This is a genomic window from Siminovitchia acidinfaciens, from assembly GCF_003605385.1.
Classification (GTDB): Bacteria; Bacillota; Bacilli; order Bacillales; family Bacillaceae_C; genus Siminovitchia; species Siminovitchia acidinfaciens.
Map to the genome: position 1 here is coordinate 101523 of NZ_QYTV02000007.1, position 26185 is coordinate 127707.

The following is a 26185-nucleotide window of genomic DNA, read 5'->3' on the forward strand; positions in this document are numbered from 1 at the left end:
TATTTTTACAATAATCACCATATTTCTATATATATTTGTTTGAAGCATTCTGCTTTACGATTTGGGCGGCGTACAGGTAGTGCTAGTGCCACTGACGCCACAGGACGCGCTGGTGCAAGCAAAGCAAAAGGACAAGGAAAGCTTCAGCAGCATAAACATCACATGGAGGAAAAGCGTTTGCTTTTTTCGAGGGCGCGGCGACTTGAGGCCGCGACGCACAAGAAATGAAACCTTTCATTTCTCAAAAAAAAGCTTCTTTTTCGTACTACACACAAAAAACGAACATGCATACAATACCTTTAACTTGTTGCAGTTTTGAAAAACACCTTTCTCCACTTGACTCCTGAGTCGGCAAGCGAGATAATGAGATGCCATAAGGATTCTTTTTATCAAATAAAAGAAAAGAGAGGTGTTCAATCTTACCGGTTGAACAAAGATTCCTTGAAACCTTTTTAACTTGGGGACCTGCTGTTAAATCATGCGGCCAGATGAAATTTTGAATTAACTTATCCGTGGACAATGCGGGAAAAAAACTATAAAGTGTTCTATGTATTTTTTCCTTTTAAATTATACACTAAACATAAAGCGTCTGCACTTTACAAGATTGACTGCGTCCATCAATATACTTGTTCCAATATTAAGGTGTCCTAAAGGACTTGAAATAAGGTCTTGAAAAAACACCAAATTTAGTTATAATAATTTAGTTATATTTTTATAAATTGGCCAGTTTCCAATATTGTAGCCATAATTTTGATCTAGAGGTGAAATCGTCGTGAAGAATAGAAAGGGTCGTATGGATGAGAGTATTCTTGTTTGCGTATATTACGGTCCAAATGGAGAACGGTTAATTAAGCGTGGCGCCAAAATGGCGAATATGCTGGATTGTCCTTTGTATATATTGACAGTCGATCCGCTTCCATATGACGAATTCGATGCAGAAAAATCTGGATATGTTGACCGGTGGAAGGAACTGGCTGATGAATTGGGCGCAGAAGAGTTTATTCTCATGGATAATGAAAAACGTCCAATTGCCAAAGCCATTGCCGAAGTTGCACACAAATATAATGTTACTCAAATTGTTATCGGGCAAACTGCCCAAAACAGATGGGAAGAGATTACAAAAGGATCTTTTGTAAATGTCCTTTTGAGAGTGATGTCCTTCATTGATATTCATATCGTATCCTTCGATCGCACACTTCAAACGGAAGAAGATTCCGCTTTTGAAAGAGGAGTGCGCTGCTATTTGCTAAAAGAAGGCGATGACTATGCTCTAAGCTTTTCCTGTCTGAGAGACATCTGCTATGAAGGCATATTTTATAAAGAAATCGGAACGGATTTCAATAATGGGATATTTAAATATACGCATAATGGGAGGCCCTACGAGGTCCAGGTCCATGATAGTAAAATTACCGAACCGCTGAAGACACCGGGAAACGTAAAGTTTCATGGTAAAGGATAAGGTAGAGGATGTATGCAATATAATTAAGAGAGGCCCACTTTTCAATAAGTGAACCTCTCTTTTTGTTTTGTAAAAATTTTTTTAATATTACGTTTCAACCGTTTCTTCCTTATTCGTCACTTCCAGGACATCCAGCAGGAACACAAATACTGGAATTCCAATGATCAGCCCCCACACTCCAAAGAAGTTTTGTGAAAAAATAAGAACAATGAACGTATAAAATACCGGCAAATCGGTTTTTGCCGACATCAATTTTGGATTTAGTATATAGGCTTCCACTGCATGAATGATGGTGATGGCAACCACAACGTAAACAACCTTGATGAAACCGCCAATCGTATAGGCAATCAGACAAAGCGGAATCAGCGAAATGATGACCCCGGCCACCGGAATGAGCCCAAGAAAGAACACCATGATGGCCAGCACAAATAATTGCGGAAAGCCCATGATTGTCAAAGCTATGATCGTCAATACCGTATTGACTAACGCAATGATGAACTGTGCTTCGATGACTTTACCAAAGGTACGTGTGAATTTCTTTCCGAAAAATTCAATTTCAAAATAAAATGGCGCCAGCTTGCTCTCTTTAAACTTGCTGGTAAATTCCTTCAATCGAGGTTTTTCCAAGAGGAAAAACAGGCTTAAGATTAAGGCAATAATCACCTGAACGCTCGTTTTACTAATATCCGTAAAAGATTTTACCAAAAATGATAATCCATTTTCCAAATACGCGGCAAGCTGATTTTTAGAAATAATAGTTTCAATAAAGCTTAAGATGGCATTTTCATGCGGCTGCGAGTAAAATGCAGTGATTTGTTTAATCAACTGGCTGATTTCCGCGGTGATGATCGGGAAATACTTTACAAGCCCATATGTGAGTATGCCTACAATGGCGGTATACATGATCAAAACAAGCACCCGCCTGTGGAGAGGAATCCGTTTGGCCGTGAACTCTATGAGACGATTCATTAAATACGAAAAAATAAAAGTCAGTAATATTAAGTTGATCATACTTCTAAGGCTGTACAAGATTAAAACGATCAGCCCAAAAATGATAATTCGTTTTACTCCCTTTTTCTGAAAAAACGCTGCCACATCCGTCAAGTTCATTTCCCCTTGCTGTAAATCTTCCTATTATTTAATTATCGCCACGAACGCAAAAGATTACAAGGAAAATTAAATGGTTTTTAGCATAAAATTAAAAATTTTAATAAATATTATTATCAGATTATCCACCCTTTGGATTTTTTTCCATTGTAAGCGTACTCCATTTAATAGATAAATAGAAAAACCCCCGCTTGGGGGAGTTATTCAAACGCTGCATCTGAAAGTTCGGCAGCCCAAAATATCCTTGTATACAATTGATAAGTGATGATGTTTTTCAAATATCTTATAAAACGAAGGATCAATTTGCTTTGAAAGTGAATAATCATTGGTAATTTCTGTTGGTAGGGCATCAGGCTGCAACTCCACCTTTTCCACTTCGATATGTTTAAAACCCGCATTTTGAAATTGGGTGAGCCATTCCTGTTCATCCAACAATTGCCTGACGCCGTAGAAATTCAGGATCTCCTCTAGCTGCTTCTCCGAAACAACTGCATTACGGACCATTTCAATAGCCAGTAAAACTCCATTTGGCTTTAAGACCCGTTTATATTCGGGAATTGTTTTTGAGATATCCGTAAAAGCAGTGACAGATTCGGAAAGGAGGAGATCAAATGTCTCGTTTTCAAAAGGAAGGTTTTCAGCGCTGCCATGCTGAGTTTCGATTTGAAGGTTCATCGATTGGAATCTTTTTTTTGCCTTCTCCAACATCATTTTATTGTAATCCAATGCTGTGACCTGGCACTGGTGCTGTTTTGCAATAAACGCAGATGTTTGTCCGGTTCCACAACCGACATCGAGCACTTTCGTGGATTCATCAACTTTTTCCCTGGATAAAATCCTTCTAGTTAGATTAAGGCCGCCGGGATGGGCACCTCCAACACCGAATAAGGCCAAGCAATTCAAATAAGTGCTTTCCACATGCATTACCGCCTTTTGTTTGAAGTCTCCTATATGATATTCAAGAAGGCGGCAAATGCCCCTATGGGGTCTTTTATGGGGGCTGCCCCCATAAAAGACCCCATAGGGGAGCCTCTCCAACTTTATGCAGTTCCTAATACTACTCCAAGTTCTTTCAAGTACTGTCTGTACGCGATGCTCACACGGTCTGATACAAGTGACAGCTCCACCTGCAGATCGAGTGGCAGTTCTTCGGGCTTCTGGTTTTGAACAATCGGCTTGTCCTGTGAAAAAATTTCATCCTGGAAAGCAATGATCTCTTCGTCAGACAATCCAGTTTCATAGTTAAATGACAAAATACCATAAGCGATGGATGTTTCTTCATCAACCGGGCGAACCGTCAACATAATTGTCATGAGTGTATCTTTTTCGCGATCCCTTTTTGTAAACCGAACTGTGAATGGGCGAAGAATTTCATATGTATAATATACATATTTCGCCTGCCCGGAGCCGTCTGGATCTGGCTGGAAGATTGCAATTTCATCAGAGTAAATGCGGCCATCTTCATAATTGACTTTGTAATTTTCTATTTCCCGGTGCGTTTCCGCCCCCAAATATCCCTCATGAACAACGGCAAGATGGCCGACATCCAGGAAGTTTTCAATGATACGTGGCGGCTTTGCCTGCACTTCCTGCGGACCCCAAATAACGTTGTGGAACTCGGTGCCATCCATTTCAGGATACGGAAAAATATCCGGTTGATTTCCTGCGAGATTGACCCAGATAAATCCGTATTTTTCCATACAGGAATAGGATGTCGCTTTCGCTTTTTTCGGAATTGGTTTTCCTTCCGGCAGCTGTGGAATTTTAACACAGTCTCCGTTGTCACCGTACTCCCACGCATGGTAAGGGCATACTAGACAATCATTTTTAACTTCTCCCAATGACAGGGCAGCCCCACGGTGAATACAAAGATCCTTAAAAGCATGCACACCTTTGCTGTTCCTGAAAATTGCAAGGCGCTCTCCCATTAAAACAACCTGAATCGGCTTTTCTTTCACATCTTCTGAACGGCAGGCGACAAGCCAGTCTTCCTGCAGCACTTTGTCCTCTAACATATTGAGTCCTCCTAAACGCATATCATACTCCCATTTTAATAATGAAGCTCGAACTTTTCAAGCTAATCACGAACTAATTGTGTATATTTTATGTTATTGTTCGTATTTACCATATACAAGCCAACCATTTTTATATATAATTCATTCATAAACTTAAAACCTAAATACGAGGAGCGATATGATTGGAAAATAAACCGGAAAGCAGCATCATTATCGGTGTAGACGATAAAGTAAGTTATCCCAAGGCCTTTATTCTCGGGTTGCAGCATGTACTCGCAATGGACTTATATATAGCACCTATCATCATTGCCGGCCTACTTTCGTTAAGTGCCGAAAATACTTCTTTCTTTGTGCAAATGTGCTTTTTGGCAACCGGCTTGGCCACATTGATTCAAACCGGAGCTGGAATCAAGCTGCCTGTGGTTCAAGGGCCATCTTATGTGCCAATCGGTGCGATTGCCGCAATCGGAAGCAAGCTCGGACTCGGCGCCGTTGCCGGAAGTTTGATTCCAGGTGCCATTCTGATCACCCTTCTCGGTTACCCATTAAAAGTATTTGCAAAAACGGTAAGAAAAATCATCCCTCCGCTTGTTGGAGGAACTGTCATTATTATAGTTGGGATAGCCTTGATGCCGATCGGCCTCAACAATGTTTTTCTTGCAGAAGGTAACATCGGCGAAAATGTCATTATCGCCGCAGTTTCTGCAGGTGTACTGATTATTTGTATGCTTCTTGGCCGCCGCCTGCCAAACTTCGGGACTTTTTTCCGGCTTGTGTCTGTCATTGTTGCCATAGTCGTTGGAACAATCACTGCCAGCTTCTTTGGAAGCATTGATTTCTCACCGGTAAAAGAAGCCAGCTGGTTCGCTCTCCCTTCATTGTTGCCTTTTGGAAAACCTGTTTTTAATTTGAGCGCCATCATTACGATGATCTTCGTTTATTTTATTATTTTGATGGAAACAACTGGAACTTGGTTCGTAGTCTCTACTGTTACAGGCAAAGAATTGGATGAAAAACGCCTAAACCGCGCATCTGTTGGCGAAGGCCTCGGCTGTCTCGTCGGCTCATTATTCGGAAGCACTCCGCTTACAGGATACTCTTCTAATGCAGGACTTCTTGCCATCACTGGGGTGGCAAGCCGTATGGTCGTTATGGCGAGCGGATTGATCCTTGTCTGCCTCGGATTGATACCAAAGCTTTCAACAGCTATCACCTGTATTCCTGAACCTGTCATCAATGGAATTTTCGGCATCGTCTGCGTAGCCATTGTGACAAACGGAATGAAAGTAATTCAGCCGATTAATATCGATGACCGCAACATGATCGTTATTGGCGTGCCAATTTTACTTACCATCGCAGTCACTGTTTTGCCAAAAGAAGTGCTCTATGCTGTTCCAGACTGGGCAAACTATATCCTATCTTCCGGTATCACTGTTGGGGCATTGGCAACAGTTGTCTTGAATTTATTGATCCCTCAAGATAAAAAAGCAGATAAGGGAAAACTTAAAGAGGCAGTTTAATTGAAAGAAGCCCAGCGGAATGCCGGGCTTCTATTTGTTTAATTTCCAAACAGAATAATTGAGGGCCAAAGCGAAGATCACCCACCCAATATAAGGAACCATCAGTGATCCGGCAGTTCTGTCCACCTTGAAGAATTCATACGTCGTAAGAGCAATCGCACCAAGCAATACGGTCATTTCCACGAGTGCCGTTCCGCGCAAACCCCATCTAAAAAACAAAAAGGACCAAAGAAAATTTAGACCGAGCTGAAAATCATACGCCTTAATCGCCGGGATTTCTCGGCTCTTTTGAGCATTTTTTAAATCAACTCGATATTTGGCCACTCCCATCGCACTGTACAAAATCGTCCATACAGTTGGAAAAACAGCAGCAGGTGGTGAAAATGAAGGCTTGTCCAATTTATTATACTTCTCCTGAGAATTACGATTTGCCAGCCATCCAACGATTGATCCGCCAACAACAGGAACCAAGATTCCTATAGTGAGTTTTTTAGTATTCAGGCGTCCGTTCACTTTTAGAAGTTCCACTTTTTATCCTCCTTTTTCTTTAGTTGTATGCTTCCCTTTTTCATCGTAAAAAAACGGACAGTGCTTGTCTCTATTACTAATTCCTTCTGACTTACGTCGAGCAGATTTCAAATATAGTGTGACATATTCCATATGCTCCACAGGAATGTTTTAACCCACACCTTAAAATTCTGTTATAATGGACTTAATTTTTCCTTTGTTATCTGAACTTTGAAAAGGAAGTGATTTATTGAAATCTTCTCCCTCAGCCAGAGACACATACGTCTTCCTGGCAGTTTCGTTTGTATTTTGGGTCTCACATTTTATCTATGTTCCTGTATTGGCCCCATATATTGAGTCGCAGGGAGGAACATATACATATATGGGTCTTGTATTAGGCAGTTATGGGATTATGCAATTATTATGCCGTATGCCCGTTGGAATTTTTTCAGACATTATGAAAATGAGAAAGCCGTTTATTCTTCTTGGAATACTGATCAGTTCACTTAGCTGCTTAATATTTGCTTTAACGGATCATTTGGGATGGATTCTTGCGGCACGCTCGCTTGCCGGACTGGCAGCCGCAACGTGGGTCGTTTTTACAGTGCTGTATTCAAGCTATTATACGGACCAGCAAATTACCCGGGCAATGGGCAGCATTTCCCTCGTTGTCGTTTTGGCCCAATTCACCGGCACGAGTATCAGCGGTTACCTGGTGGACCTGTGGGGATGGAAAGCTCCATTCTGGATAGGATCAATCATTAGCTTAGCGGGGATGCTCCTCGCCGTTTCTATCTCTGAGTCCAAAGAAAAAGTCGGCGGCACTCCAATAAAATTGAAGGATCTGTCATCGGTTATTACTGAACCACTATTAATTAAAGTGTCGCTGCTATCAGTTGTAGCCCACGGCATCCTCTTTACCACTATGTTTGGGTTCACTCCAGCCTATGCCTTAAAAATTGGGTTTCAGACGAATGAAATCAGTTTGATCGTAATTGCATTCATGGTGCCGCATGCCTTTTCGACTATCTTAACTGGAAAAGTTTTCGTTCCCATGCTGGGCCAATGGAGAACACTGCAATTGGCATTCGGTTCTGTTGCCATTTTTACAATCCTAACTCCTTTTGTAAAAACAAAATTACTGCTTTGCATTTTACAAGGATTCAACGGATTTTCATTAGGCCTGTTATATCCTGTTTTACTGGCAATGGCCATAGAAACCATCCCCCATCAAAAAAGGGCGACAGCCATGGGAGTATACCAAGCGTTGTATGCTATCGGCATGTTTGCCGGCCCGTTTTTTGGCGGAATGTTAAACTCTTATATGGGAATTGGAGGAGCTTTTTACTTGTCTGGGGTATTGGGAGTATTTGCAACTGTATTTTCGGTCATTTGGAGCTATCAAACTAACAAATACAAAGGACTTACCAAATCCATTTCAACTAAAAAAAGGACCGTCTAAAAAGCTCTGTATCTAGTAAAACCGGCGCTTATCTTAGTCAGCGAAAGCAAATACCAAGAACTGCATTGTTCACTATCATCCAGCAATCTGGCCTTACCAGCAAAAGCGAGCATTCTTCGTGCCCTTCTTGGTGACCGCGAGGGCGCTATTCCTCTGATGCGGTCACTTAGGACCGACCTTAGTTACCAAGTTGAAGATTTTTTTGGCGTTGCGGGGACTTAGGACTGACCTTAGTTACCGGGGTGGTGATTTTTTGATGTTGCAGGCACTTAGGACCGCGCTTAGTTACCGAGGGGGAGACTTTCTCGCAGGTGCGGGCACTTAGAATTGCGCTTAGTTACCGAGGTGGAGATTTTCTCGCCGGTGCGGGCACTTAGAACTGCCCTTAATTACCAGGGTGGTGATTTTTTCGCCATTTTGGTAACTTAGCCCTTCCTTTCGACATTTATCCGCGGTCCAAAAGTGGTTACCACCCGCAACCCTATGTAAATTTGGCCCTCATTTAAGTTTAACTTCAATAAAGGGCCGTTCAGAAAGTCAAAGACTTTCTGAACGGCCCTTTTTCAACCTTATGATTTGCTGTTTTCCAACTCTTCGACCATAATCGATAGTTCTTCCCAGCGTTCCATTTTCTTTTCGAGGGCAGCTTCAGTTTCCTGCTGCTTGGAGAAAAGCTTCTGCACTTTTTCAGAGTCGCTTCCCGCTTCTGCAATCTTTACTCCAAGCTCCTCAATCTGTTCTTCGAGTGCAGCGATTTCTTCCTCAATGACTTCCCATTCTTTCTGGTCTTTGTAGCTAAGTCTGACCGGTTTTTTATTTACGGATCTTTCTTTTACCGCAGCTTGCTTTTCCTTCGGTTCAGGCTTTGTTTCCTCTTCGGCTGTTGCCAAAAACTCACTGTAATTTCCGTAAAACTCCTTAATGGCGCCAGCTCCTTTGAAGACAAGGAGGCGGTCGACTACACGGTCAAGAAAATAGCGGTCATGCGATACAGCAACGACGACACCCGGGAAATTTTCCAGATATTCTTCCAGTACACCGAGCGTCTGCGTATCCAGATCATTCGTCGGCTCATCCAGAAACAGCACGTTTGGCTCAGTCATCAGTACCTTCAATAAATAGAGCCTGCGTTTTTCTCCCCCAGACAGCTTCCGAATATATGTCCATTGGGCCGGTCGCGGAAAAAGGAATCGTTCCAGCATTTGCTCCGCCGTAATCGCTTCTCCGTTTTTCGTATGAATGACCTGTGCGGTTTCTTTTATATAGTCGATAACACGCTGATTCCCGTCCAGCTCCTCGTCCCCTTGGGTATAGTAGCCGATTTTTACAGTTTCACCCGTGTCAACTTCTCCGGCATCCGGTTGGATGCGGCCTGCCATCATGTTTAATAAAGTCGTTTTCCCGGAACCATTTGGACCAATAATACCAATCTTATCGCCGGGTTTGAGCAAATAGTCAAAGGATGAAACAAGCTGACGGCCGCCCAAGCTTTTCTCAATCCCCATCAGTTCAATGACCTTTTTGCCAAGCCGGCTCGTACCAACCTGGAAAGCTGCTTCATCTTTTTTCGTGTTGAATTTTCGATCTTGCATCTGATCAATTCGCTCGATACGCGCCTTTTGTTTTGTCGAGCGGGCTCTGGCACCGCGCCGAAGCCATGCCAACTCTCTTCGAAGGGTATTAGCATGCTTCTGTTCGCTCGCCAACTCCTCAGCCTCGCGTTCCGCCTTCTTTTCAAGAAAATATTCATAATTTCCTTCATACGCATGTAACTGTCCATTATCCAATTCATATATCCGGTTGGTCACGCGGTTAAGAAAATATCGGTCATGGGTTACAAGTAACATGGCACCTGGGTAACTCGTCAAATATTTTTCCAGCCATTCAACAGTCCTGTGGTCAAGGTGGTTCGTCGGTTCATCGAGAATCAGGAGATTGGCGGGTTGTATCAGGGCTTTTGCGATGGCTACTCGTTTTTTCTGGCCACCCGACAGCAATCCTACCTTTTGATCAAATTGCTGGATGCCGAGTTTGGTCAGCACCGTTTTGGCCTGTGCACTGGCATCCCACGCCTTCAACTCATCCATTTTTTGCTGCATGGAAAACAGCTGCTCCTGCGCATGAATACTCTCTGGCTCCCTCTCCAGCCTTTGGAGCGCCTGCTCATATTGGCGCATCGCCTTCATAATATCCGCATCACCGAAATAGATCTGCTCAATGACCGTCAATTCCGGATCAAGTTCCGGCTCCTGGGCCAGGTATTCAATCCGATAATCCTTTGCATGATTGATTTCTCCTTGATCTGGCGCCTCTATTCCGGCAATAATTTTTAAAAAGCTTGATTTACCTGTGCCATTTACTCCGATCAGGCCGATCCGCTCACGGTCCCGAATAATGCACTCAATCCCGTCAAACAGGATTTTGTCACCGTATGATTTTTGTAAACCTTCAACTGTCAGCATAGGTCAACCTCGTTTCAAAATTTTAATATTGCCCGCCCTCAGTTTCGCTAATGAAATAAGCTCCACGAATAAAAGGCAAAAAATAGTGACAAAAAGAGCCGATAAAAGACTGTTTTTCACCACAAGCATGATTCCCGGTTTAAACTCAATTAAAGAAGTGAATGTAAAAAACATGCCGAACGTAAAAAGCCGGCTCCAATGTGAAATATTGCTTTTAAAAAGAACATCCGGAATAGGATGTTTTTTCAGTTTGGTAATAAAAATAATTAACTCTATGATTTCAACAATAATTAAAACGGCAAAAACAACTGTCCAAAAACCGATCGCGTAAGCCATTGGTATCAATTTATTATACAGCAAAGCTACGCCGGAGATGGATAAAGCGCCGTGAAAAATACAATTCGTCGCATTCCAATGATTGATTAAAAAATGGCTGAGGATAAATAAGAAACTGACGATGTAAAGAATTAGTCCCAGGCAGATGATAAGAAGGGTAAATCCTCCATCTAGTTCCGGAAAAACAGTTGGAAGCATGATGGCTATGGACTGTGTACTTACCGTGGTCAAAAAAAGATTCCCCGACAAAATTGTATTTTTCCATTCCGTAAGTCCAACCCAAAAAGTATAAAGCGATAATCCCAGATAACCAAACCATAGAAAGATGTTTGATAACGCCAGCATGACTAGCCAGATATGGTTGGCTGTACCAGTAAAAGTTGTTAAGACAACAATAATGGAAGTTCCGGCAACCCATGTTCCAATCGTAAAGCGGTTGATCGTAGAATTAAAATGTCTGTCAACGAAAGAACGGTTGGCAAGAGTCACAAGCATATTCATCCAAAAAATCAGCCAAAGAAAAAAGGTCGCATAATACAACATTGTATTTATGACTGAATGATTAACAGGCCAATGAAGAACGCCGAAATTGATAATGCCCAGCGTCATGATGACTGCCATAAAGCCTGTGTTCATATATATCTTTTTCCGATAAAATGCCAGATTTAAGATAACCGCTAAGGCAAAGAGTATGAAAACCATGAGTAAAACCCTTTCGTTGCTTCGTGATTATATTATAAATCAAACTTGAGATGTCTGCTTTATAATTAATAGGTGTAACTTTTTTATTCAGAAATGAGTCGCAAACCTAGACCGCTATTGCATTGAATACATCCAAATCATATTAACTGAACAAGCAAAAAAACTCCCCGAAAAATCAGGGAGTCGACAGTTTATGATGGGCTTACCGTAAATAGACACCTTTAGCTATACTTGAAAACTTAAACAACCCAGACATTCCCGCATGCGTTCCTTAGCTCATCTACCATGTGCTCATTCAGTCGATCATCTGTAATCACATGGTCGACTTCTGACATTTTTGCAAATGTATGCAGCGAGATTTTACCGATTTTACTATGGTCTGTGACTACAAAAATCTCCTTGGAGGACCGGATCATGCTTGTCTTTGCAGACACCAATGTATCATCGAAATGAGTTAATCCTTTTTCTGGATGCAAGGCTGGTGTTCCAATGAAGGCCTTTGATACGTTTAGATTGGCTAATGTGTGATTGGTCACTTCCCCATTAAGGATAAAGTTTTCACGGTACAGAACCCCGCCTGTGACAATCACTTTCAGATTGGAATATCTGAGCAGCGCTGCAATATGAATATCATTAGTAACCACGGTAATGTTTTTTCTATTCTTAATTGCCTCGGCTATGTGTTTTGTGGTAGTACCTGAATCGAGAATAATAGAGTCCCCTTCTTCGATAAAGGAAGCCGCTTTTACACCTATTCGCCTCTTTTCTTCGACAAATGCACCTTCTCTTAAATCGAAGTGGGGTTCAGACAATACTTCCTCTTCGTTTAAAACCACTCCGCCGTGAGTTCTTTTTATTTTTTTATCTTTTGCCAGTTCAGTAAGATCGCGTCTTATGGTTGCTTCATGAACTTTAAAATAAATTGATAGATCTTGGATGGACGCCGCTTTTGTCTCTTGAACATATTTCAATATTTGCTGTTTTCTTTCAGCAGGCAGCATGTCTTTCACCAACTTTTTACCTTTTAAGTTTAATTATATCTAATAAAGGCGCAGTTTCTTAATAAAAAAACGACGGAATCATGGCGCATACAGTAGGAGCATATATATCGGACCACATTTGATTCTTACTGGAATATCATTTTTCAAATGGCAGGCCATATTTTCACGATAGATCCAACAAAAATCCTAGATAGGAAAAAGACGGCATCAATTTGCCGTCTTTCATTCATTATTCCGAAGTCGCTGGATTAGCAGCAGGGATGATTTCCTTGCTGGTACTTTCTTCAGGTAATTTAATAAAATATGTCAATGCTGAGCTGAGGAAATATAGGATTGCAAAAATCCAGATAATCCCCACATCACCAACAGTGCCGATGAATAACCCGACAATTGCCGGTCCAATAAATACGGGCATACCCGCTCCCAAGTTCAACACGGCTAATGCGGCTCCCTTGTCCTCTTTTACAAGGGATGGCACCAATGCAGTAAGCGGCACATAAGCGGCTAGGCACGCTCCCCATACAATCCCGATAGCGCCAACTAAGAAAATGTTTCCGTTTGTCCATAGCGGGATATAGAAAAGACCGAGAGTCGTAATTCCACAGCCAATTCCACCAAACCACATGATTGTATTTCTCCAGCCGATTTTATCACCGACCATACCAAAGATTAAATTAAATAAAATATTACTTGTAAAGATGGCACCCCATATGGCTAGCCACTGGCTTGTCGGTACTCCGTGACTCGCTAAATAAAGCGGCAAAAAAACAGGGAATGCGAACTGGGCAGTCGTGTTAATAATACGGACAATTCCTCCAAGAAGAACTTTGGGCTCTTCTTTCATAATGGTAATGCCCTTACCCAATTCTTTAATTTTTTCAGCCGAAGTCCCTTTATTTGATGGCAATTTATCTTTATTGATAATCAAAGCAAGGAACGCACCAATGGAAACCCATAAAAGCGAACTCCATAATGTATTGATATGCCCTAAATGTTTAATAGCCCACACGGAATAGTAGGCACCAAGGACATTCAGTCCCCCTGTAAACACGAACCAAAACCATCCGACAGCAGAACCAAGACGCCGTTTTTCAGCCCTATATGAAATCCATACTAAAAATGAGTACGCAAAAAGTGGATATCCAAAACCACGGAGGGCATACATAGGAACCATGATTGCCAAATTCATGGACGATAACCCAAAGCTGATAAAGCCAACCGTTCCAATAATATATAGTAAAAATCCAAGGAACATTGTTTTCTTTCCGCCTAAGGCTTCAGCAAGAACGCCGCTGAACCAGGCAGATATCGCAACTGTCACTCCATAGGCAGTAAATAGCAAACTTGTCTGCTGGACAGTAAAACCATGGTCGATCAACCAAGGGCTTAGCCAGCCGATTTCCAAGCCGTCTCCCATCATAAAAATCAGAATCCCTATATAACCCCATACAATCTTTTTAGGCATACCGATTTTGTCAAACACAGTTGTGGCCGTACCCATTTCTCCATCTCCTTAGATAAAATGACTGATTAAAAAATTTAAATCATTGATTGTTCTTGCTTTCCCACTCCAAAGAAAGATATGTCTTTTTCCATCCTTTATGTTGGGCGGCATCTTCCATCGCACTCGTTAAGTCTTCTATTGTACGAACAGGTACACGTTTCTCAGGAATAAGCTTCAATAATGCATTTTGATAGTCTTCATCCAAAAAGGCATCCATTAATTGCTGAAACTCTTTTGTAGTACTTCGTGAACTTCCAACTAGACGAATTCCTTTTTCCAAAATATCTCTAGTATTAATTGGGACTAACTCTTCTGTTACGCCCATTAACACAAGGTTTCCTGCAGTATCCAGCAGGTCAATCGCCTGGTTGATCGCGCTGGAGCTGAACTTTCCGCCTGTGCATTCAAAAACGGTTTTAACGCCTTTTTCGGAAGCAAAGTCATAGTCATGGACCAACGCTGTAGTTGCGAAGCTTTCGAATTGTTCTATTTTTTCCGGGATAGCCCCAAATATCAGCAGGTTTTCTTTAGGAACTTGATAGATGAAGTGCAGAGCTGCGGCAGTCAAATATCCAACAGGCCCGTCCCCAAAAACTGCTACTTTTTGGGAATTGGAGGTCGTCAATTCCTCTATAAGATTGATGGCGAATAAAGAGACCGAACACAACTCCGCCATAATTGCTATATCATCATCCAAATTTTCAGGAACGTGTACAAGATTCTCTCCACCGATGACTAAATTGCTTTGGCCTATACCGTCATAACCGCTTCCCAAAAACACACCATCTGAACAATAGTTGTCATATCCGCCGCCTTTGCAGCTATCGCAACATTCTTCTTTGGAATGATTATTTAAGACATAACCGGGAATACTTGGTACGATGACGACACGGTCGCCTTGTTTAAAATCAGGGTGAAGCGAATGTTTTACGATTGCCAAGCCTTCATGAAATAAAGCCATCGGCAATTTCGCTTCCAGGGCTTCTTTTCTTCTATTACCCGTAAAATATCTCAAATCTGCATGGCAAACACTTGCCAGATAAGGCTCAACTTCGACATCATTTTCTTTCAAGATATGTTGAAGGGTCTGTTTTTGAAAAACACCGGGAGCTGTCAAACGAAAAGCTGTTGAGGTTACTTTTTTGTCAGTTGCTGCAGTCATTATAACTCCACCCTCATTGTTTATTTTTGCTCACATTTTTTTATCCTTGCTTATATTAATATTTAATTCAACCTAAGTCAATAAAATTTTTGCTTATTTACGCTTATACATATTGATTTATTGTTTATTCATGTTTAGTATTGGTAGAGGAAAAAATGCCTTACAGGGGTGTCATTATGAAGTATTCAATTGGTATTGATTTCGGGACAGGGTCGGGCAGAGTGCTGATTGTTAACGTTCAAACGGGGGAAATTGCCGGGATGAGCGTAGTGAAATATTCAAGCGGCACAATTGAAAAAGCATTATTTGATAACATGATCCCTGATTCCTTTGCACTTCAAGATTCAGCAGATTATATAGATGTTTTGCAGAAGGGGATTCCTGCTGCATTAGCCGATGCCGGCATCAACAAAGAGGACATCATTGGGATGGGAATCGATTTTACTTCATCTACAATGGTTGTGACAGATGAGACATTCACCCCTTTGAGCTGGTATGAAAATTATAAAACTAACCCGCATGCTTATGTGAAATTGTGGAAGCACCATGGAGCAAGCGAAGAAACAGCCGCAATTTTGGAAACCTCACAAAAACAAAAAGAAAAGTGGCTCGGTAATTATGGCCTAAATGTAAGCAGTGAATGGATGATCCCTAAAATTTTAGAGCTGAAAAATAAAGCTCCTGAAATTTTGAAAAAAACGGCTTATATCATGGAAGCCGGAGATTGGATTGTTTCAAGACTAGTCCATGAAAATGTGCGCAGCAATTGCGCTCGGGGATTCAAATCTTTTTGGAATGAACAAGACGGATTTTATTATGACTTCTTTGAACAGATAGATCCAGATCTCCCAACCATCGTTAAAGAGAAGTTAGAGGGAAGATTAGTTAAAATTGGAGAAAAAGCCGGAGTACTGACAAGGGAAATGAGTGAATCCTTGGGGCTTCCCGAGGGGCTTCCGGTGGCAGCGGCAATCATTGATGCCCATTCTTCATTGCTTGGAATCGGATCCAGGCAAAGAAACCAGCTAACGATGGTCATGGGAACATCTACCTGCCATTTGATGCTTCACGAAGACCAAAAGAAAGTTCCTGGTATTTCCGGAAGTGTCAAAGATGCCATCATTCCCGGCCTGTTCGCTTATGAAGCAGGTCAATCAGCTGTTGGTGACCTTTTTGAATTCGCTGTTAAACAGGCCCCGAAAGAATATATAGATGAAGCAAAAGAGAGAAATATCTCCGTATATAAATTATTGGAACAAAAAGCAGCTGGCAAGAAACCTGGTGAGGCAGGGCTGGTTGCATTAGACTGGCATAATGGAAACAGGTCCCTCTTGAGCAATAGCGGTCTCAGGGCTCTGCTCATTGGCCAGACTTTGCATACGAAACATGAAGATATTTATCGAGCTTACATGGAAGCAACGGCTTTTGGCACGAAAATGATTATGAGCGCTTACGAGGAAGCCGGCATGGATGTGGAAGAGGTGTTTGCCTGCGGAGGACTGCCCCAAAAAAGCCCGCTGTTAATGCGAATATATGCTGATATTTTGAATAAACCCATTTATATATCAGCAACTGACTATGCCCCCGCTGTCGGAGCAGCTATATTAGGCGCAGTGGCAGGAAAAACTTATGACAGTATAGAAGATGCCGTTGCAGGCATGGAGCAGCCATTTTTAAAAACGGTGCACCCCATCCCCGAAAACGTTGAAATATATAAGAAACTGTTTGCCATTTACAAAGATATGCATGATTATTTCGGCAAGCAAAACACCCATATAATGGAAGAGTTAAATAAGCTATCATATCTATGATCATACAAGGGCCCCCTTAATGTGGGCCCCTTTTTTAAATGTTTATCAGGTCCTTACAGGACAGATAGCCTGCATCCCCGGTGCAATTTACCGGGCCTGCTTTTTCTCAACATCTTCATACTTAACAACGCGTGCAATCTCAGCATTCAATTGCTTATCCGGATATTCCTTCCCATATTTGGACACGGACATTTTATAGAAAACAGCCCCTAAAATGGTCCAGGCAAAAACGATGACCCACTCATACGGCCAAACCAACGCGGATGGCATACCTGGCAAATAAAGGATACCTACACCAATGGACATAACCACCGCAATCCACCCGATGGACGTTCCTCCGCGGAGACGGAACGGACGGTCCATTGTCGGTTCCTTTTTCCTTAAAATAATAAAGGAAGCTGCAACCATAAACCAGGCGATGACAAGACCGAATCCTCCTGCATCAACAAACCAAACAAGTGCTGGACGCCCTAATAAAGGTGCAGCAGTAGATAAAACAGCAATCAGCAGGATTGCTTTATGCGGTGTATTGTATTTTGGATGAAGTTCTCCCAATGATTTTGGAAGCATTCCTGCTTTGGCAAGCGCATATATAGCACGGCTTCCACCAACATAGAAACCGATCCAGCTTGTCAAGATTCCGCCGATTCCTCCAAGTACGAGGACATTCCCCATAAATTGGCTTCCGCCGAACGCTTTCGCCATCGCATCGGCAGTGACCAAATTGGAATTGGCGATTTCAGCCGGATTCAGCACGCGAGAAACTCCAAATATGACGGAAACATACCACAAGATGGCTAAAAATACCGAAAAAATCAACAGAGAACCGATTCTTTTTGGAGGAAGGTTTATTTCCTCCGCCGCCTGCGGGATGACGTCAAATCCGACAAACATGAACGGCGTCATAATGATGACTGTCAGCAATCCTGCCGTTCCTTTTTCAAATAACGGCTGCATGTTTTCCATATTGCCCGCAACCGTACTTCCTGTAATCAATAATACTCCAGCTATAATAATCAATAAGGTCAAAATAAAGTTAATAATCGTTGAAAATTTAATTCCCCTGTAATTGACCCAGGCAATAATGATAGATCCTATAATTCCTACTCCTGCCCAAGTCAACGTGACATCCCAGCCTGCAATCGTATATAAGTGTCCTTTGCTGTATCCAGGAATTAAGTATTCGAAAACCGTAGGCAAGGCAACAGCCTCAAACGCTACAACAGATACATATCCAAGAATGATGGCCCAAGTGGTGACAAACGACGCCACCCTGCCCATTGCCTTAAAGCTGTATATGAGCTCACCGCCCGCAAGCGGAAGTGCCGACGCCAGCTCAGAATAGGTCAATCCAACGAAAACGACTAGCAAGCCGCCGATCAAAAATGCCAGAATGGCCCCGAGCGATCCCGCTTCTGTAATCCAAAGCCCAGCTGTGACAACCCAGCCCCACCCAATCATGGCACCGAATGCCAAGGCAAGGACATCCCTGTTTCCAAGGGTTTTAATAAAGCGTTGTTCCTCTTTCATTTCGAACCTCCTTTTGTATGCGTTTACAAAAACAAGCCTGATTAAAGCTCTTTTTTTCACCTCATTTCTTATTAATCATTTAATCTTCCATGAAAAAATCTGACAAGAAACGCCAAAAGTCTCACGGGATTATTTCGAATTTAACAAACATTATGTATTCAGTCAAGACTTTAATAATAGATATAGAGTTCTCCTATAAATGAATAGTTACTTCGAAAAAAGAAAACCGAACATTATTCTCGTTATTCTCAGAAACTATTCAAAACCAGAGTGTACTACCAAAGCCAATATTACGATGAGCTTGGAGGAAACATAAGAATATTGCTCCAATAATAATGAAACTAATGCATCTTTAATAATATTTATATGTGAAAAAGAAACGTCCCCCATCTTTTTAACTTGACAGGGGACCTCTAATATTAAATCCACATATTAAACAATCCTTCGTTGAAACCCAAATTCAGTGAGTGTACTTTTACCTCACTCGTTTATTTGAACATTATATTGGCATTGGCGGATATTACAAAAATCATAAAAACGATTCGCCTTTGGATATTTTTCGGGGATTATTTTTCTGACTGGAGGGAAATTTAAAGAACGAAGTAGTTATTGACTATGATATATCCATCTTTATTGCAGGAAATTAGAAGGGAAATAACTATGCAAAAAACTACCGGAAGGCCGCAGTTAAAGGAAAACCTCAAATTTTTCCTAACAGCATCAATGAAGGGGATTTCTCAAGTCTTGCTTATTGATAATGCGGTTACTGGCTTTTTCATTCTGCTAATAATTACGAGTACTTCAATTTTTTTAGGCATTATTACATTGTTATCGACTATTATAGGAACCCTAATTGGGATTGTGGGGGGAGCTGACAAAGAGAGTGTCACTCAAGGTCTGTTCGGCTTTAATTCAGTTTTAACGGGCATTGCTTTGGCCCTGTTCATGAACGGACCCTACCACTGGATTATCGCTTTGCTCGGAGCCGCTTTAGCAGCCATATTAGCAGCTGCTATGATGCACGCGATGAAACCCCTGGGTATTCCGGTCCTTTCGGCTCCTTTTATTTTAATTACTTGGTTTACGCTGCTTGTTTCATACAGATTAAAAGCCTTCACACTCACTTCGGAATTAGTTCCCCAGGATTTAGCCCGTTGGAAACTTGATACAACAGGGAAAGTCGATTGGACAGAAGGAGCCTTTTATGGAATTGGACAAATTTTTTTCCTGCATGAAACCATTGCAGGAGTGTTGCTGTTTCTCGCTGTCTTCTGGGCCGGTTGGAGACTGGGTATTTTTGCTATAATGGGAAATCTAACCGCTTTGCTTGCCTCATACTGGCTTGGCGGAGAACACACGCTAATTTTCATGGGACTATATGGTTATAATGGGATATTGGCAATTCTTGCTGTGGCAATTGTTTTTAATGATAACAAGGGATGGATACAACCGCTGTTATCGGGTATACTCGCCGCCTTTTTAACGGTTCCTCTTACAGCCAGTATCACAACATTGTTATTACCATATGGACTGCCCGCATTAACCATGCCCTTTATTTTAAGCACATGGATTATTTTGGGAGCAAGGAAGGTTCTTCCCAAATTATAAAAGGCATTCGCACAACTGTTGTGCAGAATGCCTCTATACAAACAACTAGGTTGAACTTTCAAACAATCGCTTATCTCCTTGCACGCTGTGTAACTCATGAGAAGGGCTGAAATGGAAGCAGTTGATTTCATACTGAGCCGTTCGCGAAATTGTGCTTCAAACATGGTAACTTCCAAACCTCATAGCAGTTTAACTTGCTATATTAACTATGTTTCACTTTTAAAATGTTAAAAATAACAATTTTGCAAGGCTCGACTGAAATGAATTAAGAACGGACAATGAACTCAAGATCCGCTCTGTTTACCTGCAATTGCAGCAACTTCATGAGACTCTTCTTCCCAACCCTTGCACACATCCACCCACTGGCTGGCTGAAGAATATTCATATAGTTCATCGCATGTTAATTCAATCGCTGAATTTGTACTTCCGCAGGCGGGAAAAACTGTATCAAAACGCTTCAATGATATATCCAAATGCACCTTTAAATCATTTGCCAACCCAAACGGACACACGCCTCCAATGGCATGTCCGGTCTGCTCCAATACTTCGTCCGGTGAAAGCATGCGCGCTTTAAAATTAAAAGTTTTGCGAAACTTTTTATTGTCGATTTTCGCATCGCCGGCGGCTACCACCAATATTGCCTGATCCTCTTCCCCTCTGAAAGAGAGCGTTTTGGCAATCCGTGCCGGAATCACGCCTATTGTTGCAGCAGCCTGCTCTACCGTTGCGCTGGATGTTTCAAACTCCATAATATCTGCTTCACGATTCCACTTTTCAAAATGAGCTTTTACAGTTTCAAATGACATGTCGTTCTTCCTTTCTAAATTATTGAGCTGCTGATGCCCCTCAGCTTCAGTCTATCATTAAATTTTGTTTAATCTTTCTTAAAGATCCTTTTTGATGAATAGCAAAAAGGTCATATCCATCTTTTGTTCATAAGAAGCGGTATGCAGCATCCTCCTCGTATTCTTTCGAACACAGATCCGGCCGCGGTACTAATTCAAGTATAAATGAATGGCTGAAGTATCTCTTTCATCTATTCACTTTCTCCGTTAACCTCTTTTTTCATTCTTCCTAAAAAAACTAGTAACGGTTTTATTATTTTTTGTTAAATGATAGTTACGTTCAAAAAGCATGGCGTTTGGGGGTTATACGGTATGAAAAACGCAATTTCATAAGGTTAATTATACTTTCCTACCAGACAAAATTATTTTTTTCTGAATTTTTAACAACAATATGTAGTGTACGTATTGATTATTAACAACAACATGTAGTATAATCTTTTTAACCTATTGCTAGCCGGGAGGGACCTGCCCCTAATGTGAATCTCCATTTATTTTTGGTTTTCCTGTGTAGCTTTTTCACCCATACTCCCCCAGCTGCACAGATACTTAAAACTACAAAGGAGAATTATCGAGATGGAGAAATTGCCAAACAACAAAAGAAAACAAACATTGCTGGATGAAATCAATTCATTGAGGAAAGAAATGATCATCTATGGCACTACTAAGGGATTAACCAATAAAAAAACGATTGAAATAAGTCAAAAGCTGGATATCATTTTAAATAAATACCAACTGACTTAATATTATTTTCGTCACTCTCCCTCCTGCGACGTCTTTTAGGTAGAAAGTTAATTGCTAACAACAGGTTGAAATCTTTTTTTATAAAATTCATGATATTGACTTAAAAATTATACTATTAAATAGCTTGTTTCATTATTTTCCCTCATAGATAATGTTTTACTTTCCCCATCATTCCCTCAGCCTCTATTCTTATAATCAATGCAAACACCTTTCGTTCTCCTTTGCAAAAAAAGATTCAACAAATCGGCCCAATTCATCCAATGATTCAACCCGTATCGATGCTACATTTATGTTACGGAGTTGATCATAATGGCTTTAACTACTAAAAATGATGCGGCCCTGCTCGCAGAAGCAACACAATTCATTCATACTTGTTACAGCGAGCTTGGCCTGTCAAAAGAAAAGCAATCGAAGCGGATGGAAGAGATACAGAAGGAAATTTCAAATACAGGTACATACACACACAAAGGCTTTGAATTGACGCACGGAGCAAAAATGGCTTGGCGCAATAGCAATCGCTGTATTGGACGATTGCTTTGGCATATGCTGGATGTTTTTGATGAACGAGAGGTTGAAACAGCTGATGTAGCTTTTGAAAAACTGGTAAAACATATTCATTATGCTACAAACGGGGGTAAAATTCGCCCTACGATTACAATCTTTGCTCCGAGGAAAAATGGGAATGACCCACTTCGAATATGGAACCATCAATTAATTCGCTATGCCGGGTATGAAAAAGAGGGTAAAATCATCGGTGATTCGACATCACTCCAATTAACAAAAATGTGTGAAAACATGGGCTGGCAAGGAGACCAAACCCCCTTTGATGTTCTTCCTCTGATGCTACAAGAGCATGATGAAAAGCCAAAACTATATGAAATACCGAAAGAATTCGTAAAAGAAGTTGAAATTACTCATCCAAACATGCACGGGTTCAACAACCTTGGTGTGAGATGGTATGCTGTGCCTATCATTTCAAACATGCGCTTGGAAATAGGCGGCATTGATTATCCTATGGCCCCCTTTAACGGCTGGTATATGGGAACAGAAATCGGGGCGAGAAACCTTGCAGATCAGGATCGCTACGATTTATTGCCGAAAATCGCAGAATTGATGGGATTAGATACTAAGTCAATTCGTTCATTATGGATTGACAAAGCATTGGTTGAATTAAATATTGCGGTGATGCATTCCTACCACGAAGCCGGTGTAACGATAGTTGACCACCATACAGCTGCGGAACAGTTTAAACGTTTTGAAAAAAAGGAATTGGAAATCGGCAGAGATGTCACCGGTGATTGGACATGGCTTATCCCTCCACTTTCACCTGCTACAACTCATATTTATCATCAACCATATAAGAATGACATCATTAGCCCGAATTATTTTTATCAAGAAGATCCAAAGAGAAATTGACGAGTCAATAAAGCCTCATGCGTTTCAAATATGGTGCCGTGGGGCTATTATTTTTTTTACTTTCGTCAAATAAATCTACCTTGCTTATGTGGTTGATTTTAATAGATATCGTATTAAAGTCCCTTCGTGCATATTACGAAGAGGCTTTTTTATCACAGAATGCCGCACCTAATTTCCTCCTAATTGGATCCATGATAATAATCCCTCTTTTATATTACCCAGCAGAATATAAGAACCAGGACTAATAGATTACATTCAATAATTGTAATTAAAGGTTAATATTTCCATAACAACTTGTTATTAGATTGTTATGCTATTGTCATCTTCATCGGTTATGGTAGGAGACGTGCAGGTATGAGGCACTGCAAAATATTCGATTGAAAAATTAAAGTCGAATATTTAGACCAAGCCTCCTATATTGTCACTACATAAAAGGAGGGGATATACATAACGACAGAAAAATTATAGAGTTACTTCCATTTATGTAGGTAGCTGTCAAAGGTTAAGAATTAAAAAACGAAGGGAGTTTGATGATTCTTGGTAAAAGATCCTAACCAAAAAGGAAAGAATAATAACAAAAAATTGTTACCGTTTGTAATGTCGACCTCAATGTTGACAGCCGCTGTTTTCTCGGTAGGTGCTCCAGCTTTAGCAGACGAGAATGATGAAAAATCGGAATTTAAAAATCATGGTGAAATGGTATCCTCTTATGCCACAAGCATTCCTGGCTCGCCTGAAAAAGGAAAAATAATGAGGACAATTGCAAGTAAAAATTGGCAAGAAGCTGCTCCGACTGGCGAAGAACAACCTGCAGATGATACAGACGATGTTGAACAGCCTGCTGACGATGCAGACGACGCTGAACAACCTGCTGACGATGCAGACGACGCTGAACAACCTGCGGATGATGCAGACGACGCTGAACAACCTGCGGACGATGCAAACGACGCTGAACAACCTGCGGATAATGCAGACGACGCTGAACAACCTGCGGATGATGCAGACGACGTTGAACAGCCTGCTGACGATGCAACTGGCGAAGAACAACCTGCGGATGATGCAGACGACGTTGAACAGCCTGCTGACGATGCAACTGACGAAGAACAACCTGCAGATGATGCAGACGATGTTGAACAGCCTGCTGACGATGCAGACGACGTTGAACAGCCTGCTGACGATGCAACTGACGAAGAACAACCTGCAGATGATGCAGACGACGTTGAACAGCCTGTAGACGATGCAACTGACGAAGAACAACCTGTAGATGATGCAGATGACGTTGAACAGCCTGCAGATGATGCAGACGACGAAGAACAGCCTGCAGATGATGCAGATGACGTTGAACAGCCTGCAGATGATGCAACTGACGAAGAACAACCTGCGGATGATGCAGATGATGTTGGACAGCCTGCAGATGATGAAGGTGACACAGAAGAGCCTTCTGAAATAGACGATAACAAAGAAAGGCCAGCAGACGATACTATCAATGAAGATAATACGTCAGCTGACCAATCAACCGATGGTACTATTGTAACAGAAGAGCACGTAACTGTCTATAAGTCTCTTTTGAATGATTTCGACAATTTAATCGATTACTATAATACACTTATAGAAAATCATTTTGGAGTTATTTTACCAAGTGATGGCGAAGAACCAGCTATTGGCGATGATACTGCGGAAGAACCAATTGCTGGAGATGACGCTGCAGAAGAACCTGTTGCTGAAGATGACGCTGCAGAAGAACCTGTTGCTGGAGATGACGCTGCAGAAGAACCTGTTGCTGAAGATGACGCTGCAGAAGAACCTGTTGCTGAAGATGACGCTGCAGAAGAACCTGTTGCTGAAGATGACGCTGCAGAAGAACCTGTTGCTGAAGATGACGCTGCAGAAGAACCTGTTGCTGAAGATGACGCTGCAGAAGAACCTGTTGCTGAAGATGACGCTGCAGAAGAACCTGTTGCTGAAGATGACGCTGCAGAAGAACCTGTTGCTGAAGATGACGCTGCAGAAGAACCTGTTGCTGAAGATGACGCTGCAGAAGAACCTGTTGCTGAAGATGACGCTGCAGAAGAACCTGTTGCTGAAGATGACGCTGCAGAAGAACCTGTTGCTGAAGATGACGCTGCAGAAGAACCTGTTGCTGAAGATGACGCTGCAGAAGAACCTGTTGCTGAAGATGACGCTGCAGAAGAACCTGTTGCTGAAGATGACGCTGCAGAAGAACCTGTTGCTGAAGATGACGCTGCAGAAGAACCTGTTGCTGAAGATGACGCTGCAGAAGAACCTGTTGCTGAAGATGACGCTGCAGAAGAACCTGTTGCTGAAGATGACGCTGCAGAAGAACCTGTTGCTGAAGATGACGCTGCAGAAGAACCTGTTGCTGAAGATGACGCTGCAGAAGAACCCGTTGCTGAAGATGACGCTGCAGAAGAACCCGTTGCTGAAGATGACGCTGCAGAAGAACCTGTTGCTGGAGATGATGCTGCGGAAGAACCAACAAACGAGTTTGAGCAAACAACAGCCTGGGATAAATTAGTCGGCTATTACCAAAATCTTGTTTTTGCATACGAATCTTTTGTCAGCTTTTTAAAAAAATAAGCAATCCCGTTTAAAAGGACCTTGCCATTGGGCAGGGTTCTTTTTCTTTGATTATTAATCTGGTTCAACAACCTATAAAGACATACTTAGAAAAGAGTCCGAACCGATCGGAACTATTTTTGTAGATCATAGCATCATTTACACACTTAAGGGATTTTAATACCTGTTAAGAAATTTATAGCTGTTACCGACGATGGCAAGGAGATGATTCCTTCCTCATAACACGCATGGCTTAGGGCCTGTAGAAACAGAATCTGCTGGAGAGACTGATAGAACATATCCGTACTAAGCTTATCAAATGGATATCTAAAATAATTGATGATGACATCGCGGTATGCGTGTTTATTTTTGATCAAAACATTTAAAATGAGCAGTCAGTAGCTATAGGATATGAAAATT

At 41.6% G+C, this 26185-nt stretch carries 19 protein-coding genes; 8 read left to right on the forward strand and 11 right to left on the reverse strand.

Translation table 11 applies throughout. The features are described from left to right. Window positions 1-772: 772 nt before the first annotated feature. Window positions 773-1459: a universal stress protein gene (locus D4T97_RS15195; protein WP_126051609.1), complete on the forward strand. Its 687-nt coding sequence runs from the start codon at window positions 773-775 to the stop codon at window positions 1457-1459. An 87-nt stretch (window positions 1460-1546) separates the two neighbouring features. Here D4T97_RS15195 and D4T97_RS15200 read toward each other — a convergent pair whose 3' ends face one another. From D4T97_RS15200 to D4T97_RS15210, 3 genes are all read right to left on the reverse strand, one after another. Further along, window positions 1547-2563: an AI-2E family transporter gene (locus tag D4T97_RS15200; protein WP_235872272.1), complete on the reverse strand. Its 1017-nt coding sequence runs from the start codon at window positions 2561-2563 to the stop codon at window positions 1547-1549. A gap of 207 nt (window positions 2564-2770) precedes the next feature. Further along, the gene (locus D4T97_RS15205) at window positions 2771-3490 is read right to left on the reverse strand and encodes a class I SAM-dependent methyltransferase (protein WP_164525592.1); all 720 of its coding nucleotides are present in this window, start codon (window positions 3488-3490) and stop codon (window positions 2771-2773) included. Between the two features lie 116 nt (window positions 3491-3606). Further along, complete coding sequence (locus D4T97_RS15210; RefSeq protein ID WP_126051612.1) at window positions 3607-4581, reverse strand: aromatic ring-hydroxylating dioxygenase subunit alpha; 975 nt, start codon at window positions 4579-4581, stop codon at window positions 3607-3609. A 182-nt stretch (window positions 4582-4763) separates the two neighbouring features. Between D4T97_RS15210 and D4T97_RS15215 the strand changes: the two genes are divergently transcribed. After that, entirely contained in the window at window positions 4764-6101 is a 1338-nt protein-coding gene (locus D4T97_RS15215) for a uracil-xanthine permease family protein (protein WP_126051613.1), read from the forward strand. A gap of 30 nt (window positions 6102-6131) precedes the next feature. Here D4T97_RS15215 and D4T97_RS15220 read toward each other — a convergent pair whose 3' ends face one another. Continuing rightward, complete coding sequence (locus D4T97_RS15220) at window positions 6132-6629, reverse strand: TspO/MBR family protein (RefSeq protein ID WP_126051614.1); 498 nt, start codon at window positions 6627-6629, stop codon at window positions 6132-6134. Window positions 6630-6858: 229 nt separating this feature from the next. On the opposite strand from D4T97_RS15220, the gene D4T97_RS15225 reads away from it, so the two are divergent. Then, window positions 6859-8070 carry an MFS transporter gene (locus D4T97_RS15225; protein ID WP_126051615.1) on the forward strand — a complete coding sequence of 404 codons (1212 nt, stop codon included), beginning with the start codon at window positions 6859-6861 and terminating at the stop codon, window positions 8068-8070. A 569-nt stretch (window positions 8071-8639) separates the two neighbouring features. On the opposite strand, the gene D4T97_RS15230 is transcribed toward D4T97_RS15225, so the two are convergent. The 5 genes from D4T97_RS15230 to D4T97_RS15250 form a co-directional block, all read right to left on the reverse strand. Then, the gene (locus tag D4T97_RS15230; protein WP_126051616.1) at window positions 8640-10532 is read right to left on the reverse strand and encodes an ABC-F family ATP-binding cassette domain-containing protein; all 1893 of its coding nucleotides are present in this window, start codon (window positions 10530-10532) and stop codon (window positions 8640-8642) included. Between the two features lie 3 nt (window positions 10533-10535). Continuing rightward, complete coding sequence (locus D4T97_RS15235) at window positions 10536-11570, reverse strand: hypothetical protein (RefSeq protein WP_126051617.1); 1035 nt, start codon at window positions 11568-11570, stop codon at window positions 10536-10538. Between the two features lie 239 nt (window positions 11571-11809). Further along, complete coding sequence (locus tag D4T97_RS15240) at window positions 11810-12571, reverse strand: DeoR/GlpR family DNA-binding transcription regulator (protein ID WP_126051674.1); 762 nt, start codon at window positions 12569-12571, stop codon at window positions 11810-11812. 229 nt (window positions 12572-12800) lie between these two features. Then, window positions 12801-14072, reverse strand: coding sequence for an MFS transporter (locus tag D4T97_RS15245; RefSeq protein WP_126051618.1), 1272 nt, complete (start codon window positions 14070-14072; stop codon window positions 12801-12803). A 43-nt stretch (window positions 14073-14115) separates the two neighbouring features. After that, window positions 14116-15237: a zinc-binding dehydrogenase gene (locus D4T97_RS15250; protein ID WP_126051619.1), complete on the reverse strand. Its 1122-nt coding sequence runs from the start codon at window positions 15235-15237 to the stop codon at window positions 14116-14118. A 176-nt stretch (window positions 15238-15413) separates the two neighbouring features. Between D4T97_RS15250 and D4T97_RS15255 the strand changes: the two genes are divergently transcribed. Next, a complete protein-coding gene (locus tag D4T97_RS15255; RefSeq protein WP_126051620.1) occupies window positions 15414-17048 on the forward strand; it encodes a ribulokinase in 1635 nt (544 codons plus the stop codon). A gap of 87 nt (window positions 17049-17135) precedes the next feature. Here D4T97_RS15255 and D4T97_RS15260 read toward each other — a convergent pair whose 3' ends face one another. Beyond that, window positions 17136-18578, reverse strand: coding sequence for an APC family permease (locus D4T97_RS15260; protein WP_126051621.1), 1443 nt, complete (start codon window positions 18576-18578; stop codon window positions 17136-17138). Window positions 18579-19238: 660 nt separating this feature from the next. On the opposite strand from D4T97_RS15260, the gene D4T97_RS15265 reads away from it, so the two are divergent. Then, entirely contained in the window at window positions 19239-20186 is a 948-nt protein-coding gene (locus D4T97_RS15265) for an urea transporter (protein ID WP_235872273.1), read from the forward strand. Between the two features lie 284 nt (window positions 20187-20470). Here D4T97_RS15265 and D4T97_RS15270 read toward each other — a convergent pair whose 3' ends face one another. Beyond that, window positions 20471-20992 (reverse strand): YbaK/EbsC family protein, encoded by a 522-nt coding sequence (locus D4T97_RS15270; protein ID WP_126051622.1) that lies wholly within the window; start codon window positions 20990-20992, stop codon window positions 20471-20473. A gap of 612 nt (window positions 20993-21604) precedes the next feature. On the opposite strand from D4T97_RS15270, the gene D4T97_RS15275 reads away from it, so the two are divergent. From D4T97_RS15275 to D4T97_RS15285, 3 genes are all read left to right on the forward strand, one after another. Further along, on the forward strand, window positions 21605-21772 hold the full coding sequence (locus tag D4T97_RS15275; RefSeq protein ID WP_126051623.1) for an aspartyl-phosphate phosphatase Spo0E family protein: 168 nt from the start codon (window positions 21605-21607) through the stop codon (window positions 21770-21772). A gap of 309 nt (window positions 21773-22081) precedes the next feature. Continuing rightward, window positions 22082-23188 (forward strand): nitric oxide synthase oxygenase, encoded by a 1107-nt coding sequence (locus D4T97_RS15280; RefSeq protein WP_126051624.1) that lies wholly within the window; start codon window positions 22082-22084, stop codon window positions 23186-23188. A gap of 537 nt (window positions 23189-23725) precedes the next feature. Further along, window positions 23726-25786, forward strand: a complete 2061-nt coding sequence (locus tag D4T97_RS15285) for a midas domain-containing protein (protein WP_164525593.1) — start codon at window positions 23726-23728, stop codon at window positions 25784-25786. The last annotated feature ends 399 nt before the right edge of the window (window positions 25787-26185 follow it).